The sequence below is a fragment of the Nitrococcus sp. genome, from assembly GCF_059432795.1.
Genome location: NZ_JBXWZQ010000216.1, coordinates 1 through 14,966 on the forward strand (window position 1 = coordinate 1; position 14,966 = coordinate 14,966).

Below are 14,966 nucleotides of genomic sequence, written 5' to 3' on the forward strand. Positions count from 1 at the left end.
GACGATCCGCACCGCGAACGCATTGCCTTCTCATCAGCGCACGCGCTGCTCGGGCTCAGCGAGCCATCGGCGTGGCGGTCGCAGCTTGGCATCGGCGTCGAACGCATCGAGCCCGGTCAACCACAGAGTGACCGCCATGAACGCAAGCACCGGGCGCTGAAAAAGGAAGCCACCGAGCCAGGGACCGCCACACTCCTGCAGCAGGAGTGCTTCGGCGAGTTCATCGAGCCCTGCGCAATAAGCTCCCCACCGCCCATGCCGAAATACACTGTAGTATGGTCCCATGCCTTCGGTACAAGGGTATTTGGTGGCTACGGGTGGATTCGAACCACCGACTCCCACATTATGAGTGTGGTGCTCTAACCAGCTGAGCTACGTAGCCTGGATCGTGGCGGGAAAAACGAGAATTTTCAGCGCGCCTCGTCGAACTGTCAAGTTATGCCGCTCGGCCAATGTCTGCGCCGGCCTCTGTGCTAGGCTCGAATACCGTTGGTGAAAGCCGGGCACGATCGTCCGTGCGCGGCAATGAGACGAATCAGACGTTGAACCGGAAGTGAATGACATCGCCTTCCTGGACGAGATACTCCTTGCCCTCCAGACGCAGTCTGCCCGTTTCTTTGGCGCCTTGCTCACCGTTACAGCGAACGAATTCGTCGAAACCGATGACCTCGGCACGGATAAAGCCACGAGCGAAATCGGTATGGATCCGCGCGGCGGCCTGCGGCGCGCTCGCTCCGGCATTGACCGTCCACGCTCGGACCTCTTTCGGGCCGGCCGTGAAAAACGTCTGCAGCCCGAGCAAGCGGTACCCCGCGCGAATCACCCGGTTAAGGCCGGGCTCCTCGAGACCGTACTCCGCAAGGAAGGCCTGTTGCTCCTCATGGTCGAGTTGCGCGAGCTCCGCCTCCACGGCCGCACAGACCGGCACCACGGCCGCGTGCTCCCGGGCCGCGATTTGCTGTACGGTATCCAGATGTGGATTATGCGTGAAGCCGTCCTCGGCGACGTTCGCGATGTACAACACCGGTTTGGCGGTCAGCAGATGCAGCTCCTGGAGCAGCGACCTGGCGGTTTCGTCCAGCTCCTGGGCACGCACCGGCACTCCCTGGTTCAACGCCGTATCGAGCTGCTTGAGCCGATCGCAATAGGCAATGGCCAGCTTGTCGTTGGCTTTGGCCCGGCGTTGGTAACGCTCCAGCGCCTTGGTCACGGTGTCCAGATCCGCCAACATCAGCTCCGTTTGCAGCGTTTCGATGTCCGCGGCGGGATCGACTCGCCCGGCAACATGGTGGACATCCGTCCCCTCGAAGCAACGCACGACATGGGCGACCGCGTCTGTCTCACGGATTTGGGCGAGAAATCTATTACCTAGTCCCTCACCCTGGGAGGCGCCCGCGACCAGCCCCGCGATGTCGAAGAACTCCATCACGGTCGGCACGACCTTTTGGGGCTTTACGATCTCGGCGAGTTGCTCCAGACGGGGGTCCGGTACAGCCACGATACCCACGTGCGGCTCGATGGTACAGAAAGGGTAGTTCTCCGCCGGCGCATGATTTCGGGTGAGCGCATTGAACAAGGTCGATTTGCCTACATTAGGCAGGCCGACAATTCCGCAGTTAAAGCCCATATCGGCCTTCTCGCATATCAGGGGGACTTCGAAGAGGGCGCTACGGTATGTAGACGCTGGAATGCCCGGCCCCACTCACCTTCGATCAGAAATCGCAGGATTTCGCAGGCGCTGGCGATGCCGGCGTCGATTGCCTCTTGCTCCTCTCGGCTGGGTGGCGCGAGCACGTATCCGATCACCTCGTCCCGGTACCCCGGATGACCGACTCCGATCCGTAAGCGGTTGAAATCCGACGTCGCGAGCGCATTGATCGCATCCCGCAACCCGTTGTGCCCGCCGTGTCCCCCGCCTTGCTTCAAGCGCACGGTGCCCGGGGAGAGATCGACGTCGTCGTGAGCGATCAAGATGCTACGGGTAGGCAAACGGTAGTAACGGACAAACTGGCTGATGGCGAGACCACTATGATTCATGTAGGTCATCGGCTTGAGCAGATGGCACTCGATATCGCCGATACGAACCCGAGCGGTATCGCCGTTGAACTTCCGCTGTGAGCCAAACGACGCACCGAATTGCCGCGCTATCTCGTCCACCAACCAAAAGCCGGCATTATGCCGGGTCCGCACATAACGCGGACCCGGATTCCCCAACCCGGCGACAAGCCGCACCTCAGGATCGGCCTCTGCCACGATCGATCCGTCTCCATGACCCTGCGATAGCTATTCTTCGGTCTTACCGCTCGACTGATCGCCTGCCGTTTCTTCGGGCTCGGGCTCGAATTCCGCCTCGGGCGCCTGAACAGCTACGCCTTGCTCTTCCACCGCGGCTTCATCCTCGGCCGCCTTGCGCGGATTGTAAACGCTCACGACGCTGGGATCGTGGTCCGGATCGTAGCCAAGCGCGGTTAGCGCGACACCTTGCGGCAGCTTGAGTTCAGAGAGATGGTACGCCTCGTTCAGTCCCAGATCGGCGAGATCGACCTCGATGTACTCCGGCAGATGCTTGGGAAGGCATTCGATCTCGACATCGATGACATCGTGATGCACGACCCCGCCCTGTTTGACGCCGACCGCTTTGTCTTCGTTGGTGAAGTGCAGCGGTACGCGCTGGCGAAACTTCTGACCGGCGGCCACACGCTGCAGATCCATGTGCAGGATCACCGGCTTGGTGGGGTGGCGCTGCAGATCCTTGACGATCGCGCGCTCCAGCGCGCCGTCGATACTGACGTCGAGGATCTGCGAGAAAAACTTCTCCTCGCGCATCAGCCGCAAGACCTGCTCTTCATCCAACGCCAAGGCCACTGCGTTTTTTTGCGCCCCATAAAGGACCGCCGGCAGCTTCTTCGCCCGGCGCAGCCGACGGCTCGCCCCTCTGCCCTGATGCTCACGCACCGTGGCATCCAGCTTTAGCTCCACGCTCATCTTAGTGTTGCTCCTTAATTACCAGTCCGCCGATTGGCGGCGCGCACCTCCCCGAAATCCGGTTTGGCGCTCTGTGTTATTGCGAATTCAGCTCGCTAAGATCCACCGCCTCATTGCCCGGCCGGCTGCAGGGCAAGCCCACCGGCGTCGTACCGCTGGTTTGACGTAAGCGTAAGACGGCAGCGCGCAAGCCACCTGCTGCGCGCCTTGCCGTTCGCGCGCGGCCAACGGGCGCGCCATGCGAAAACCCGCCTCATTCCACGAACAGCTCACTGACAGACTCATCGTTATTGACTCGGCGCATCGTCTCGGCGAGCATCTCCGCCAAGCTCAGCTGACGGATCTTCTTGCAGCGGCGACCGCCTTCGCCGAGCGGGATGCTGTCGGTCACCACCAGCTCATCCAAGGTCGATTCGGTAATTCGCTCAATCGCCGGTCCGGAGAGGACGGGATGGGTAATGTAGGCCACGACCTTGCCCGCCCCTTTGACTTTCAGAGCCTTGGCGGCCTCACAGAGGGTACCTGCCGTATCGACGATGTCGTCGACGATGATACAGGTCTTCTCGCGAACGTCGCCGATGATGTTGGTGATCTTGGATTCGTTCGGTCGCGGACGGCGCTTGTCGATAATGGCGAGTTCGGCATCATCGAGTCGCTTCGCAATGGCCCGGGCCCGTACCACTCCCCCGACATCCGGCGAGACGACGATCTTGTTCGGATGCAGCTGCCGCCAAATATCACCGAGCAGCACCGGCGAGGCGTAGACATTGTCCACCGGGATATTGAAAAACCCCTGAATCTGATCGGCGTGCAAATCGACGGTGACCACTCGATCGATTCCCGCGGCCGATATCATATCGGCCACCAGCTTCGCAGAGATCGGCACGCGCTGCGAACGTGGCCGCCGATCCTGACGCGCATAGCCGTAATAGGGGATAACCGCGGTGATCCGGGCAGCCGAAGAGCGCCGTAAAGCGTCCGCGATGACCAATAGCTCAATGAGATTGTCATTCGCCGGCGTGCAGGTCGGTTGCACGACGAACACATCGCGGCCGCGCACATGCTCGTTGATCTCGACCTGAGCCTCGCCATCACTGAATCGTGTAACCTGGGCGTCGCCCAGTCGGATCTTGAGACTCTCGGCGATGGCTTCGGCGAGCTGCGGGTTGGCGTTACCCGCAAAGACCATCATGCGTCCGTTCTCGATCACGGTGGCTTACCTGTCGCTGTGCTGGACACAGAGGGACGTATAGACGGAAATGGCTGGGGTGGCAGGATTCGAACCTGCGAATGCGGGGATCAAAACCCCGTGCCTTACCGCTTGGCGACACCCCAGTTGCTTCGCGGCACGCCGAAGCCCCGCTGAACCGGCCGTGCCGACGCGAGCTCAGGCCGCGAAATCCCTGATGGCGACCCCTTACTCAACAGGGTCCATTCCGAAGCCGCTTTCGTGGCCACGCGTCGGCTTACCCTGGGGCGACGCGAGGCAACGCCGCCGCAGCAGCGCAGAGCGGTTACGACCTCGCGCGACCCAACCTCGCCACGGATGCGATAAGCGCTCCAGCACGCGTTGCGCCAAGCGCTCCTCCTCGAAGGGGGCGAAGATGCACGCCCCGGTACCGGAAAGACGCGCCTCCCCGAACTGCCCCAACCAATCCAGGGCGCGACCGATTTCCGGATACAGGCGGCGCACGACCGGCTCGCAATCGTTTCTAACACCACCCGCATGAAAGCGGTCTATTGTGATACGCGGCGAATTACGTGTCAATTCAGCGGACTCGAAGACTCGGCCGGTCGTCACGGTAATGCCGGGGTCGACGATCACGTACCAAGGCTCGTCCAACGCCACGGGCACGAGGCACTCGCCCACTCCCTCGCCCCAGGCCGCCCGGCCGCGCACGAAAACCGGCACGTCGGCGCCGAGCCGCAGAGCGAGCTCCGCCAGCGCCTCCTCGTCGAGGCCGGTCCCCCAGAGCTCGTTCAGCGCCACCAAGGTGGTAGCGGCATCGGAACTGCCGCCTCCGAGGCCGCCGCCGAGCGGCAATCGCTTCTCGATATGGATCCGCGCGCCACGGCTGCAACCGGTAACGTGCTGGAGCAACCGCGCCGCACGCACGCTGAGGTCCGCCGTCTCGCTTACCCCCGGCACCTCGCCGAGGCGATGGACCTCACCGTCGCTCGTGCAGTGAAATCGCAGCCAATCCCCCATATCCAGAAACTGAAACACGGTCTGCAGCAAATGATAGCCGTCATCACGCCGGCCGACGATATGGAGGAAGCGATTGATCTTCGCTGGAGCCGGCCAAGGAGCCGAGCTCATGCCGAGAGCTCCCAGTTGCGAATCACCAGCTTCACCTCCACCTCCTCTCGGGAGAGCTTCAGGGCGGTCGGCAACACAATATCCGAGAAGCGGGCATAATCACGGAATTCGATCCGCCAGCCTTGCTGCGCTAACAAGGCGAGTCGCCCTCGCCGGTCCAGGCGGCGCATTTCTACCGCGCCAGGCGCGAGAATTCCGCGTAACCAGTAGCGCAGCGCCGCCACCGGGAGATCATAGCCAAGATAGCGATGTAGTAGCTCCCGCGCCGAGCGAGCTACCGCCGACTCGCCACGCGAGGTTTGCAGCCGAACTAGTTGCGCATCTCCGGTAAGGCGCACCGAACCGGTACCGAAAGGCGCGATCAAATCGATGCGATAACGCTCGTTTCGCTGCCGCCAATGCACCGTCACGCTGCCACCTTCTCGGGCGGTTCGAATCGCCGCACGGCCGTCGAGGGCCCAGCTCGAGAGCTGACTGATCCGCTGCTGACGGCTGGCAAACGCAGCCACGCGTGCTGTCTGCGGTACCGGTGGCTGCGTCGCGCAGCCGACAAGGACGAGCCCGATGAAGCAAGCGCCGAGCAACCGCCTCATCATTATTCGGTCAGGCGTTTTATTGTGCTGTTGAGCAACGTGTTGTCCGCATGCGTCTGAAGCGCCTGTTGCCAGATACGACGCGCCTGCTCGCGCCGCCCGAGCTTCCACAAAACTTCCCCATAATGAGCACCGATCTCCGGATCCTTGCCGAGATCCCAAGCGGCACTGAGATAAGTCAGCGCGGCATACAAGCGACCCTGCCGATAAGCGAGCCAGCCCATACTGTCGATGACCGCCGGATCATGCGGGCGTTGCGCATACGCACGCTCCACCAGATGCGCCGCTTCCTGCAAGCGGTCGGTGTGATCCGCCAGCGTGTAGCCGAGCGCGTTCAAAACATGGGGATCGTTCGGATCATTGGCCAGAATGGCCCGCAGATCACGTTCGGCCGCCAGCAGCCGTTTCATCTCGATCAGGGTCATCGCGCGGCCGTAAAGCAAATCTTTGTCATTCGGAAAAGCCTTCAATCCCGTGTTGTATACCTCGAGGCTATCCTGCATACGCCCCATTGTGCGCAAGATTTCGCCTTCGACCACATAGCTTCGTGCGGCCAAGCGTGAATCCGCTCCGCGCATCGCGACGAGATGCTCATGCGCCTGCTCCATTTGCCCCTGTCTCGCCAGCACCACGGCGATGCGCAACTGAGCGTCGTCGCCATAGGCGCCGCGGGTGCGGCTGTAATAGCCTATAGCCGCCTGGTAGTTCGTCTCCTGCTCGGCCACCCGCCCAAGAAAATAGTGCGCGGCGTCAGGACGCTCTCCCAACGCGAGCAGCTGTTGCAACCAGCTCTTCGCCTGATCGGTCTTCTGCGCATCGATGGCGAGCAGCGCCGCCGGATAGAGGACCCGCGCATCGTTCGGCCGACGTTTCAACAGCTCGCGGAACTCCGCGAGCGCTTCGCGAATGCGCGACACGCTCACTAGCGTATGCGCATATTTCAAGCGCAAGTCATAGTCTCGCGGATTCTGGCGCAACAGGCCGGTTAGATCTTCCAAGGCCGCCTGCGGACGCTCGAGTCGTAGGTAGGTCTCGACCCGGAGCAGACGCGCCTCCCGCCATTGGGGCGCCAGATCAATCGCCTTATCGAGGGCAGCAAGCGCCGCCCTGGGCCGTTGCGACTGCAACGCCACTTGCGCGACACCATAGTGCGCGGCCCGCTGCTTTGGGTATTTCGCCGCAATCCGCTGCATCACCTGCAAAGCGCCGGTATTGCCGGCCTCCTGGGAGAGCATGGCCGCCAGACTCTCCAGCCCCTGTGCCGGACCACCCGTTGCGGCCTGCACCGTCTCGGTGAGTGTCTCGACGGCCTTGTCCACCTCACCGCGGCGAAGGCTCAGCAAGCCCACCGTTTGCCGCGCCTCGAGCGAATTCGGTCTCAGCTCGTGCCAACGGTCGGCGGCGGTCAGGGCCAATTTCTCATTCCCGGCCAAAAGGGCAATGCGCGTGGCGCGCTCGGCAACGGCGGAATCCGAACTGAGCCGCGCCGCCGCCACGTATTCACTCGCCGCCCGCGCGAGATCACCGCGACTGCCGGAGAGCTCAGCGACCATGAGATGGTAAAGTGTGGTGGCTTCGATCTCGGAAGCTTTGTCGGCTGCCGGCGCCGCCAGGGTATTCAGCTGCGGTCCGTGCGAGGTAGTACAACCGACCACCAGCCCTAACACTAGATAGAAGAGACAACGATGCATGAACATTCCCTCGGCGCCATACCCGGGGCGCTGCGCGAGCGCAAAAGCTTGTTATGATAACTGTACCGTAAGATCGACGACGAGCGGCGGCCCGTGCCCAAAGCGACTATAAATGCCAGTTGCCAGCGCAGCGACCGTGCGGCGCTTGTATTCGAGCGACATACACCTAAAATTTGCGATTTACCTCCCGTCCGGTATCCCATGCCAGTGGTAACGCTTGGCCTGAGCCACAAGAGCGCGCCCGTTGAGATCCGCGAGCGGATCGTCTTTCCTCCGGAGTGCCTTGAGGAGGCGGTCTGCGACCTGGTGGAACGGCCCGGCATCGACGAGGCGGTCCTGTTGTCGACCTGCAATCGTACGGAGCTCTATGCCGTCCTGGCGCCGGAGGCGACACCTGAGATTCTACAACGTTGGCTGGAGCACACTCATCGCCTGACCCCAGGTTGGCTGACGCAATACCTGTACTCACTCAAGGGTGATGCGGCCGTGCGGCATTTGCTCACTGTCGCCTCTGGGCTCGACTCCCTCGTGCTCGGCGAACCGCAGATCCTCGGGCAAGCCAAGAGCGCCTATCAGGCCGCACTGCGCTGCGGCACCGTGCGCCATACGCTGGATCGCCTCTTTCAATACGCCTTTTCGGTAGCCAAGCAGGTGCGCACCGAAACCGAGATTGGTGCCCATCCGGTTTCCGTGGCGTTCGCCGCGGTCAGCCTCGCAAGCCAAATTTTCGGGGATCTGGACCGGCAAACGGCTCTTTTGATCGGCGCCGGCGAAACCATCGAGCTCACCGCTCGGCATCTGAGCGAACATCGCATCACCCAGCTCATCATAGCCAACCGCAGTCTGGAGCGCGCCCGTAAACTCGCGGAGCAATTTCATGGTGAAGCGATCTCGCTCGCGGATATTCCACACGTGCTCAAGGATACGGACATCGTCGTATCCTCCACGGCAAGCGCGCTGCCAATCCTCGGTAAGGGCAGCGTGGAGAGCGCACTCAAGCGACGCAAGCACCGTCCCATGTTCATGGTCGATATTGCGGTACCCCGCGATATCGAGCCGGAAGTCGGCGACCTTGCCGACGTCTATCTCTACACGATCGACGACTTGCGCGAGGTCATCGACGATAGCTTGCGCTCGCGCCATGAAGCGGCCCGTCAGGCTGAGTTGATAATCGTCGATCAGGTCGAGCGCTTCATGGACTGGGTGCGCACGCTGGAGGCCGTCTCGCCCATACGCTCTTACCGCCACCGCGCCGAACGCCTGCGTGAGGAGGTTCTGCAACGCGCACGGCGGCGACTCAACCGGGGGGACGACCCCGCCCTGGTGCTCGAGTACCTCTCGCACACCTTGACCAAGAAGCTGATCCACGAGCCCACGGTCGGTTTACGCGAGGCGGCTCGTTGCGGGGATCCCGAGACGATTCGCACCAGCCGCCGCCTACTGGGCTTGCACACAGATGAAGACGAAATATCGTGAAGGGTACGCTACGCCAGAAGCTGGAACAGCTCGGTGAACGCTACGAAGAAATCGAGGCTTTGCTCGCCGAACCGGAAGTGATCGGCGAGCCGAAGCAATTCGCCGCGCTCTCGCAGGAGTACGCTCGCCTCCAACCCGTGGTGCAGACGCTGACCGAGTATCAAGGTGTGGAACGGACACTCGCGTCCGCCCGCGCCCTTAGTGAAGACCCCGACCCGGAAATTCGGGCGCTTGCAAAAGAGGAGATTCGCAACGCTCAAACCAGGCTCGATGGGTTGGACAAGCAACTGCAGTGGCTGATGCTTCCCCAGGATCCGGATGACAAGAAGGGTGTTTTCCTCGAGATTCGCGCCGGCACGGGGGGAGATGAGGCCGCGCTGTTCGCCGGCGACTTGTTCCGCATGTATGCTCGCTACGCAGAGCGCCGGCGCTGGCGCGTCGAGATCATCAACGAGGCCCTTGGCGAACACGGCGGCTACAAGGAGATTATCAGCCGCCTCGAGGGCCCGGACGTCTACTCACGACTCAAGTTCGAATCCGGCGCCCACCGGGTACAGCGCGTACCGGCAACAGAGTCCCAGGGACGGATCCATACGTCGGCCTGCACGGTGGCGGTCCTTCCCGAGCCCGAACAGATCGAGGAGATCGAGGCGGCGCTCGCCGATCTCAGGGTGGATACGTTCCGCGCCTCAGGCGCCGGCGGCCAGCATGTCAACAAAACCGATTCCGCCATCCGTATTACCCATCTACCCACGGGCATCGTGGTCGAGTGCCAGGATGAGCGCTCTCAGCATAAGAACCGGGCCAAGGCGATGGGATTACTGCAAGCAAAACTCACGGCGCGTGAACGCGATCGGCAGGCGCAGGAACAAAGCGCCACTCGTCGCTCGTTAGTCGGCAGCGGTGATCGCTCCGAGCGCATCCGCACGTACAACTTTCCCCAAAGTCGGGTAACGGATCACCGACTTGGCCTCACACTGCATAAACTCGACGAAATCCTGGAAGGCGACCTCGACCCGATCATCGACGCTCTGGTCAGCTCGCATCGGGCCGATCAGCTAGCCGCGATAGCCGACGAGGATTTTCAGTAATCACTCTCAAAAGATGGCATCGCGCAGGTGCGGTTCGTCGCTCATCCGCGCCACCCCCGCGGCCAAATCGTCCATCTGCAGGCGAATGCTTACCTCTGCAATTCACCGCAAAGCAAGGCATGCTGCGGGCTATTCGCAAGGCTTACCTCCTGACACGCCCGGCTCGCCCGAGCCAGCCTGCGCTTCAGGCGCCCTGGCCGTAAGCAGGGCACGCACGCAATCGGCGCCGATGTTCTTCGGTTCACCCCGACCCCTCGGTCAAGCCACGCGTTGCTTCTCGCGAATTTCCTCCAACGTCTTGCAATCGATGCACAAGGTGGCTGTGGGCCGCGCCTCGAGACGGCGCAGACCGATTTCCACACCGCATTGATCGCAAAAACCGTAGTCGTCCTTGCGAATGCGCTCAAGCGTCTCGTCAATCTTGCGAATCAGCTTACGCTCGCGATCACGCGTGCGGAGCTCTAGGGCGAACTCTTCTTCCTGCGTAGCGCGATCTGCGGGGTCGGCATAATTGTTCGCATCGTCACGCATGTGGCTGACGGTGCGCTCGACCTCTTCCTGAAGCTGTCGCTTCCAGGCCAGGAGCAGCTGCCGGAAATGCTCCAGCTGCTCCTCGTTCATGTACTCTTCTCCCTCCTTAGGCCAATAGGGTTCGAAGTCCTTGACCGGCAAAGCGTGTTTGTCAGCCATGCTCTATCCTCCACTCCATCCCGTTGGCGAAGCGATCATAAAGCCCCCCGGCAAGGTCCACAGCAGGGAGGCAGCTCGATCCCACCCGCTAGCGTCACGCGTTCCGCATCTTACCCAGCAAGACGAAGCGAATGTGTGACACAGTAAAAATGGATTCTTCCTGTGGCTGCATTGGCGGTCAACACCTAAAGACCTGATTCGATCACAAAGGTTCCCTCAAATCACGCGTGCTGGCAAGACATCACGCAGCCGCTCTGCCGCCTCGCACAGAATCCGCTCGGTCGTCGGCCAATCGATGCAGGGATCGGTGATCGAGACGCCATAGCGCAGCGCCGCCGGGTCGTCGGCGCTCAGCTTCTGGTATCCCCAGCCAAGATTACTCTCCAGCATCATGCCGATGATCGATTTGTTACCTTCCAAAATCTGCGTCACCAGATTATCCAGAACGAGCGGTTGCAACGCCGGATCCTTGTTGGAGTTCGAATGGCTGCAGTCCACCATCAGTCTGCTTCGCAGCCCCGCCTCCTCCAGCTCCCTCTCAGACAGAGCGATGCTGACTGAATCATAGTTTGGCTGATTGCCGCCGCGCAGCACGACATGGCCATCACGATTGCCCCGCGTGCGAATCACCGCACACTGCCCCATCTGGTTGATGCCCAGGAAACTGTGTGGTGTCGCCGCCGAGCGCAGGGCGTTTATGGCCACGGCCAGGCTTCCGTCGGTTCCATTCTTGAAGCCGACCGCCGTGGAAAGCCCGCTGGCCATCTCCCGATGGGTCTGCGACTCGGTCGTTCGCGCGCCCACGGCCGTCCAGCTTACAAGATCGCCCAGGTATTGCGGCGTGATCGGATCCAGTGCCTCGGTCCCCGCCGGCAGTCCGAGCTCGGCCAAGTGCAGCAGCAGAGCCCGGGCCCTCTGAAGACCTTCCTCGATATGGAACGAATCGTCGAGGTAAGGGTCGTTTATCAGGCCCTTCCACCCCACGGTGGTGCGCGGCTTCTCGAAATAGACCCGCATGGCGATGAAAAGGCTGTCGGCGACCTGATCGTGCAGCGCTTTGAGCTTTTCCGCATAATCGTTAGCCGCCACGGTATCGTGGATCGAACACGGTCCGACAATTACCAGCAGTCGGTGGTCCTTGCCGTCGAGGATATTCTTCACGACCTCACGACCCTGGACCACGGTAGCGAGCGCCCGCTCGGAGAGCGGCAGGCTCGACTTCACCTGCACTGGGGTGGGCAGAAGTTCCTGGGCCAGGACATTGATATTGTCAATGCTGATATCCGTCATACGCCACTCTTTGGCTATTGCGAGATGCTCGTAACAAGGCGCGAGTGTTCGACGTTAGCCTCAGGACACCACCGACCGCCAACCGGTTCGTAACCGGCCTCCCTGCCTGACGCCCAATCGCGATTCCGCCTCTCCGCAGGTTCGGCCCAAGGTCGTTTGCAGGGCCATTGAACCGACTCCTGGTATATCGGCTGAATTTTTGATTGTATCAGCTTACACTCCCTCGGCTAGGCAATCCGCGGCGCCAGCGTCCGCCGTTGACGGCATCAAGAGCGCAGCGCGCAACGATCCGGGTTGAGGCGACGCCGTGACGACCCGGCCCGCACGGCGCTCTCGTCGACGGTTAGACGGCGCGCCTCGTGCAACCGCGGGAGCCGATACATCGGTTCGAGCAATACCCGCTCGATCACCGCCCGCAAGCCGCGCGCACCCGAGCCGCAGGCCAGTGCCTCCCGCGCGAGCGCACGCAGGGCACCCGAGGTAAACCGCAACTCGCAACCCTCAATCGCAAGGAGCCTAATATACTGGCGCACCAGGGCGTTAGCGGGTTCTGTCAGAATGCGCACCAGCGCCGCTTCATCCAGCGCGTCAAGGACACTTACAACGGGCAGTCGTCCGATGAACTCGGGTATCAAGCCATAACGGACAAGATCCTCCGGCTCGACATGTACCACGGGGTCAGCAAGCCCCTTCACGTCGGCAAGGCCGGCGGTGAAGCCGATACCGTGATACTGCCGGCGCCTCGCGACCAGCCGCGCCAAACCCTCGAAGGCACCGCCGCAAACGAAAAGGATCTGCCGAGTATCAAACTCGAGCCACTCGCCGTGGCCCGAACCGGACCGCCCGGCCGGAGCAACCCTTACCACGCTGCCTTCCATCAAGCGCAACAGCGCCTGCTGCACGCCTTCTCCCGAAACATCCCGACCGTTTCCCAAAGCGCGTCTTGCGGCGAGCTTATCCACCTCATCGAGATAAACGATGCCTCGGCAAGCTTGGCGCACGTCGTTGTCGCACAATTGAAGAAGACGTCGGATGAGGCTGTCCACGTTCTCACCGACGTACCCCGTTTCGGTCAGTGAGGTGGCGTCCGCGATGAGGAAAGGCACCGCAAGACGACGTGCAAGTGTTTGGGCAAGCAAGGTCTTGCCCGCGCCACTCGGGCCGATCAGCAAAATGTTGCTCTTGCCGATCTCCGGTTCGCCCAACGCGGGACAGGCGCCAATGCGTTTGTAGTGATTGTACACCGCCACGGAGAGCACCTTTTTGGCGCTGTCTTGGCCGATCACGTAGCGATCGAGAAAATCGTGCAACTCGCGGGGCCGTGGCAAATCCGCCATATCGGGCAACGCTGGCACATCGCTCTCGCGCGCCAGAATGCGGCTGCACTCGGCTAGGCAGGCGGCGCAAATATAGGCACCTGGACCGGCAACCAACTTGCCGGCGGCCGCCTGGGAGCGGGCACAGAAAGAGCAGGCCGAATGGGCGTCAAGATTGCGCTCAAGCGTATCGTCACCTACTTTCCGCCCCATGAAGCACCTCCGGCATTATTTCGCCGGTAGCGAAACCCCTCACCCGCCATTTGCTCGGCTCGGCAACTCACGCCTCTCTTGATATTTATAGGGAGGCTTGAGCAAGCACGCCAGTCGAACCCGATCTGATATAGTCCGAACAACGGTCGATAACTCAGGTGACGTATGGCTCTCGATCGCAAGCTGCTAGACCTTCTTTGCTGCCCCATCAGCAAGATGCCGTTACGTCCGCTCAAACGAGAGGAACTGCGCCGCATCAATGAGGAAATCGCGCAGGGTCACCTGCGGTATCTGGATAACAGCGCGGTCGAAGCCGAACTCGAAGAAGGGCTGATTACGGAAAACGCCGAGCGCGTCTACCGCGTGGATGACGGCATCCCCATCATGCTGGAGGAAAGGGCCATTCCGGTCCGTTCACTGAATTTCAAGTGAACCGAGAGGATCAAACGATTGCCGGCGCATTGGCTTGGGCATACGCAGAGCTTGCCCATCATGGGGAAGGAAACCGGCTTGACGCCGAGGTGCTGCTTGCCAGCTTGCTCGCCGTGGGGCGCAGCCACCTCGTTGCCTGGCCTGAACGACGCCTGCCGTCGGCTGTGCGCACGCGTTATCGCGCCCAGATAAAACGCCGAGCCAGTGGCTATCCGGTGGCTTACCTCACGGGAGTACGCGAATTCTGGTCACTGCAGCTACGGGTGACGCCGGAGACGTTAATACCACGGCCCGAGACAGAGGGCCTTGTCGAGGTGGCGCTGGCGTCGCTCGTCGGCATTCACCAGCCGAAGCTTCTCGATCTGGGCACTGGGAGCGGCGCGGTGGCATTGGCCGTCGCCAGCGAGCGTCCGGATGCGACCGTAGTAGCGGTGGACATGTGCATCGCAGCGATCGCCGTGGCATGCAGCAATGCCCGCCGCCTGGGGCTGCGCAATATTCGCTTTCTGGTGGGCGATTGGTTCGCACCCCTTGACGGCGGGCGCTATCATCTCATCCTCGCCAACCCCCCTTACGTCGACCCAAGCGCCTCGGAGTCCTGCTGTGCGCCGCTGCGCTTCGAACCCCCCGGCGCTTTGTTTGCCTCGGAGCAGGGCCTCGGTGAGATCCGGCGCATCGTTAACCAAGCCAACGCGTATTTGCGTCAGGGCGGCATTCTGGCTCTGGAGCATGGCTACGGTCAGGGCCCCGCGGTGCGCGCCTTATTCCAAGCGCTCGGCTTCGAGAAGATTCGCACTGAGATCGATTTGCAGGGCCACCCGCGCGTATCACTCGGGACCCGACCCGCGGTATCACACGAGCACAGTTAA

14 protein-coding genes and 2 tRNA genes are annotated in these 14,966 nt (G+C 61.8%); 4 read left to right on the top strand and 12 right to left on the bottom strand.

Translation table 11 applies throughout. The annotated features are described in order from the left end of the window. Positions 1-305: 305 nt before the first annotated feature. The 9 genes from AC52Q4_RS15115 to AC52Q4_RS15155 all read right to left on the bottom strand — a co-directional run bounded on the left by AC52Q4_RS15115 (position 306) and on the right by AC52Q4_RS15155 (position 7,589). Positions 306-382 (bottom strand) — tRNA-Met (locus AC52Q4_RS15115). Between the two features lie 153 nt (positions 383-535). Continuing rightward, positions 536-1,627, bottom strand: a complete 1,092-nt coding sequence (gene ychF, locus AC52Q4_RS15120; protein ID WP_495537627.1) for a redox-regulated ATPase YchF — start codon at positions 1,625-1,627, stop codon at positions 536-538. Positions 1,628-1,644: 17 nt separating this feature from the next. Continuing rightward, positions 1,645-2,253 carry an aminoacyl-tRNA hydrolase gene (gene pth / locus AC52Q4_RS15125; RefSeq protein ID WP_495537628.1) on the bottom strand — a complete coding sequence of 203 codons (609 nt, stop codon included), beginning with the start codon at positions 2,251-2,253 and terminating at the stop codon, positions 1,645-1,647. A 30-nt stretch (positions 2,254-2,283) separates the two neighbouring features. Then, positions 2,284-2,985, bottom strand: a complete 702-nt coding sequence (locus tag AC52Q4_RS15130) for a 50S ribosomal protein L25/general stress protein Ctc (RefSeq protein ID WP_495537629.1) — start codon at positions 2,983-2,985, stop codon at positions 2,284-2,286. Between the two features lie 253 nt (positions 2,986-3,238). After that, on the bottom strand, positions 3,239-4,177 hold the full coding sequence (locus tag AC52Q4_RS15135; RefSeq protein WP_495537692.1) for a ribose-phosphate diphosphokinase: 939 nt from the start codon (positions 4,175-4,177) through the stop codon (positions 3,239-3,241). Between the two features lie 68 nt (positions 4,178-4,245). Continuing rightward, positions 4,246-4,320 (bottom strand) — tRNA-Gln (locus AC52Q4_RS15140). 82 nt (positions 4,321-4,402) lie between these two features. Then, entirely contained in the window at positions 4,403-5,305 is a 903-nt protein-coding gene (gene ispE, locus AC52Q4_RS15145; RefSeq protein ID WP_495537630.1) for a 4-(cytidine 5'-diphospho)-2-C-methyl-D-erythritol kinase, read from the bottom strand. Beyond that, positions 5,302-5,901, bottom strand: a complete 600-nt coding sequence (gene lolB / locus AC52Q4_RS15150; RefSeq protein WP_495537631.1) for a lipoprotein insertase outer membrane protein LolB — start codon at positions 5,899-5,901, stop codon at positions 5,302-5,304. The genes ispE and lolB overlap by 4 nt, the downstream gene beginning before the upstream one ends. Then, positions 5,901-7,589, bottom strand: coding sequence for a tetratricopeptide repeat protein (locus AC52Q4_RS15155; protein ID WP_495537632.1), 1,689 nt, complete (start codon positions 7,587-7,589; stop codon positions 5,901-5,903). Before AC52Q4_RS15155 ends, lolB begins: the two co-directional genes overlap by 1 nt. Before the next feature lie 201 nt (positions 7,590-7,790). On the opposite strand from AC52Q4_RS15155, the gene hemA reads away from it, so the two are divergent. Next, positions 7,791-9,065 carry a glutamyl-tRNA reductase gene (gene hemA, locus AC52Q4_RS15160; protein ID WP_495537633.1) on the top strand — a complete coding sequence of 425 codons (1,275 nt, stop codon included), beginning with the start codon at positions 7,791-7,793 and terminating at the stop codon, positions 9,063-9,065. Next, positions 9,062-10,156 carry a peptide chain release factor 1 gene (prfA, locus tag AC52Q4_RS15165; protein ID WP_495537634.1) on the top strand — a complete coding sequence of 365 codons (1,095 nt, stop codon included), beginning with the start codon at positions 9,062-9,064 and terminating at the stop codon, positions 10,154-10,156. Before hemA ends, prfA begins: the two co-directional genes overlap by 4 nt. Positions 10,157-10,414: 258 nt before the next feature. Here the strand turns inward: prfA and dksA are convergent, their stop codons facing one another. From dksA to clpX, 3 genes are all read right to left on the bottom strand, one after another. Next, positions 10,415-10,846, bottom strand: coding sequence for an RNA polymerase-binding protein DksA (gene dksA / locus AC52Q4_RS15170; protein WP_495537635.1), 432 nt, complete (start codon positions 10,844-10,846; stop codon positions 10,415-10,417). Between the two features lie 216 nt (positions 10,847-11,062). Continuing rightward, a complete protein-coding gene (locus tag AC52Q4_RS15175) occupies positions 11,063-12,136 on the bottom strand; it encodes a 3-deoxy-7-phosphoheptulonate synthase (protein WP_495537636.1) in 1,074 nt (357 codons plus the stop codon). Positions 12,137-12,402: 266 nt separating this feature from the next. Then, entirely contained in the window at positions 12,403-13,665 is a 1,263-nt protein-coding gene (gene clpX / locus AC52Q4_RS15180; RefSeq protein WP_495537637.1) for an ATP-dependent Clp protease ATP-binding subunit ClpX, read from the bottom strand. Between the two features lie 165 nt (positions 13,666-13,830). On the opposite strand from clpX, the gene AC52Q4_RS15185 reads away from it, so the two are divergent. Both AC52Q4_RS15185 and prmC read left to right on the top strand, forming a co-directional pair. After that, positions 13,831-14,097 carry a Trm112 family protein gene (locus AC52Q4_RS15185; protein ID WP_495537638.1) on the top strand — a complete coding sequence of 89 codons (267 nt, stop codon included), beginning with the start codon at positions 13,831-13,833 and terminating at the stop codon, positions 14,095-14,097. Beyond that, positions 14,094-14,966, top strand: a complete 873-nt coding sequence (prmC, locus tag AC52Q4_RS15190; RefSeq protein WP_495537639.1) for a peptide chain release factor N(5)-glutamine methyltransferase — start codon at positions 14,094-14,096, stop codon at positions 14,964-14,966. The genes AC52Q4_RS15185 and prmC overlap by 4 nt, the downstream gene beginning before the upstream one ends.

Coding starts and splice junctions, on each gene's coding strand:
- ispE (WP_495537630.1), bottom strand. CDS start 5,305: ATGAGCTCGGCTCCTTGGCCGGCTCCAGCGAAGATCAATCGCTTCCTC.
- AC52Q4_RS15155 (WP_495537632.1), bottom strand. CDS start 7,589: ATGCATCGTTGTCTCTTCTATCTAGTGTTAGGGCTGGTGGTCGGTTGT.
- clpX (WP_495537637.1), bottom strand. CDS start 13,665: ATGGGGCGGAAAGTAGGTGACGATACGCTTGAGCGCAATCTTGACGCC.
- AC52Q4_RS15175 (WP_495537636.1), bottom strand. CDS start 12,136: ATGACGGATATCAGCATTGACAATATCAATGTCCTGGCCCAGGAACTT.
- AC52Q4_RS15185 (WP_495537638.1), top strand. CDS start 13,831: ATGGCTCTCGATCGCAAGCTGCTAGACCTTCTTTGCTGCCCCATCAGC.
- hemA (WP_495537633.1), top strand. CDS start 7,791: ATGCCAGTGGTAACGCTTGGCCTGAGCCACAAGAGCGCGCCCGTTGAG.
- dksA (WP_495537635.1), bottom strand. CDS start 10,846: ATGGCTGACAAACACGCTTTGCCGGTCAAGGACTTCGAACCCTATTGG.
- lolB (WP_495537631.1), bottom strand. CDS start 5,901: ATGATGAGGCGGTTGCTCGGCGCTTGCTTCATCGGGCTCGTCCTTGTC.
- AC52Q4_RS15135 (WP_495537692.1), bottom strand. CDS start 4,177: ATGATGGTCTTTGCGGGTAACGCCAACCCGCAGCTCGCCGAAGCCATC.
- ychF (WP_495537627.1), bottom strand. CDS start 1,627: ATGGGCTTTAACTGCGGAATTGTCGGCCTGCCTAATGTAGGCAAATCG.
- AC52Q4_RS15130 (WP_495537629.1), bottom strand. CDS start 2,985: ATGAGCGTGGAGCTAAAGCTGGATGCCACGGTGCGTGAGCATCAGGGC.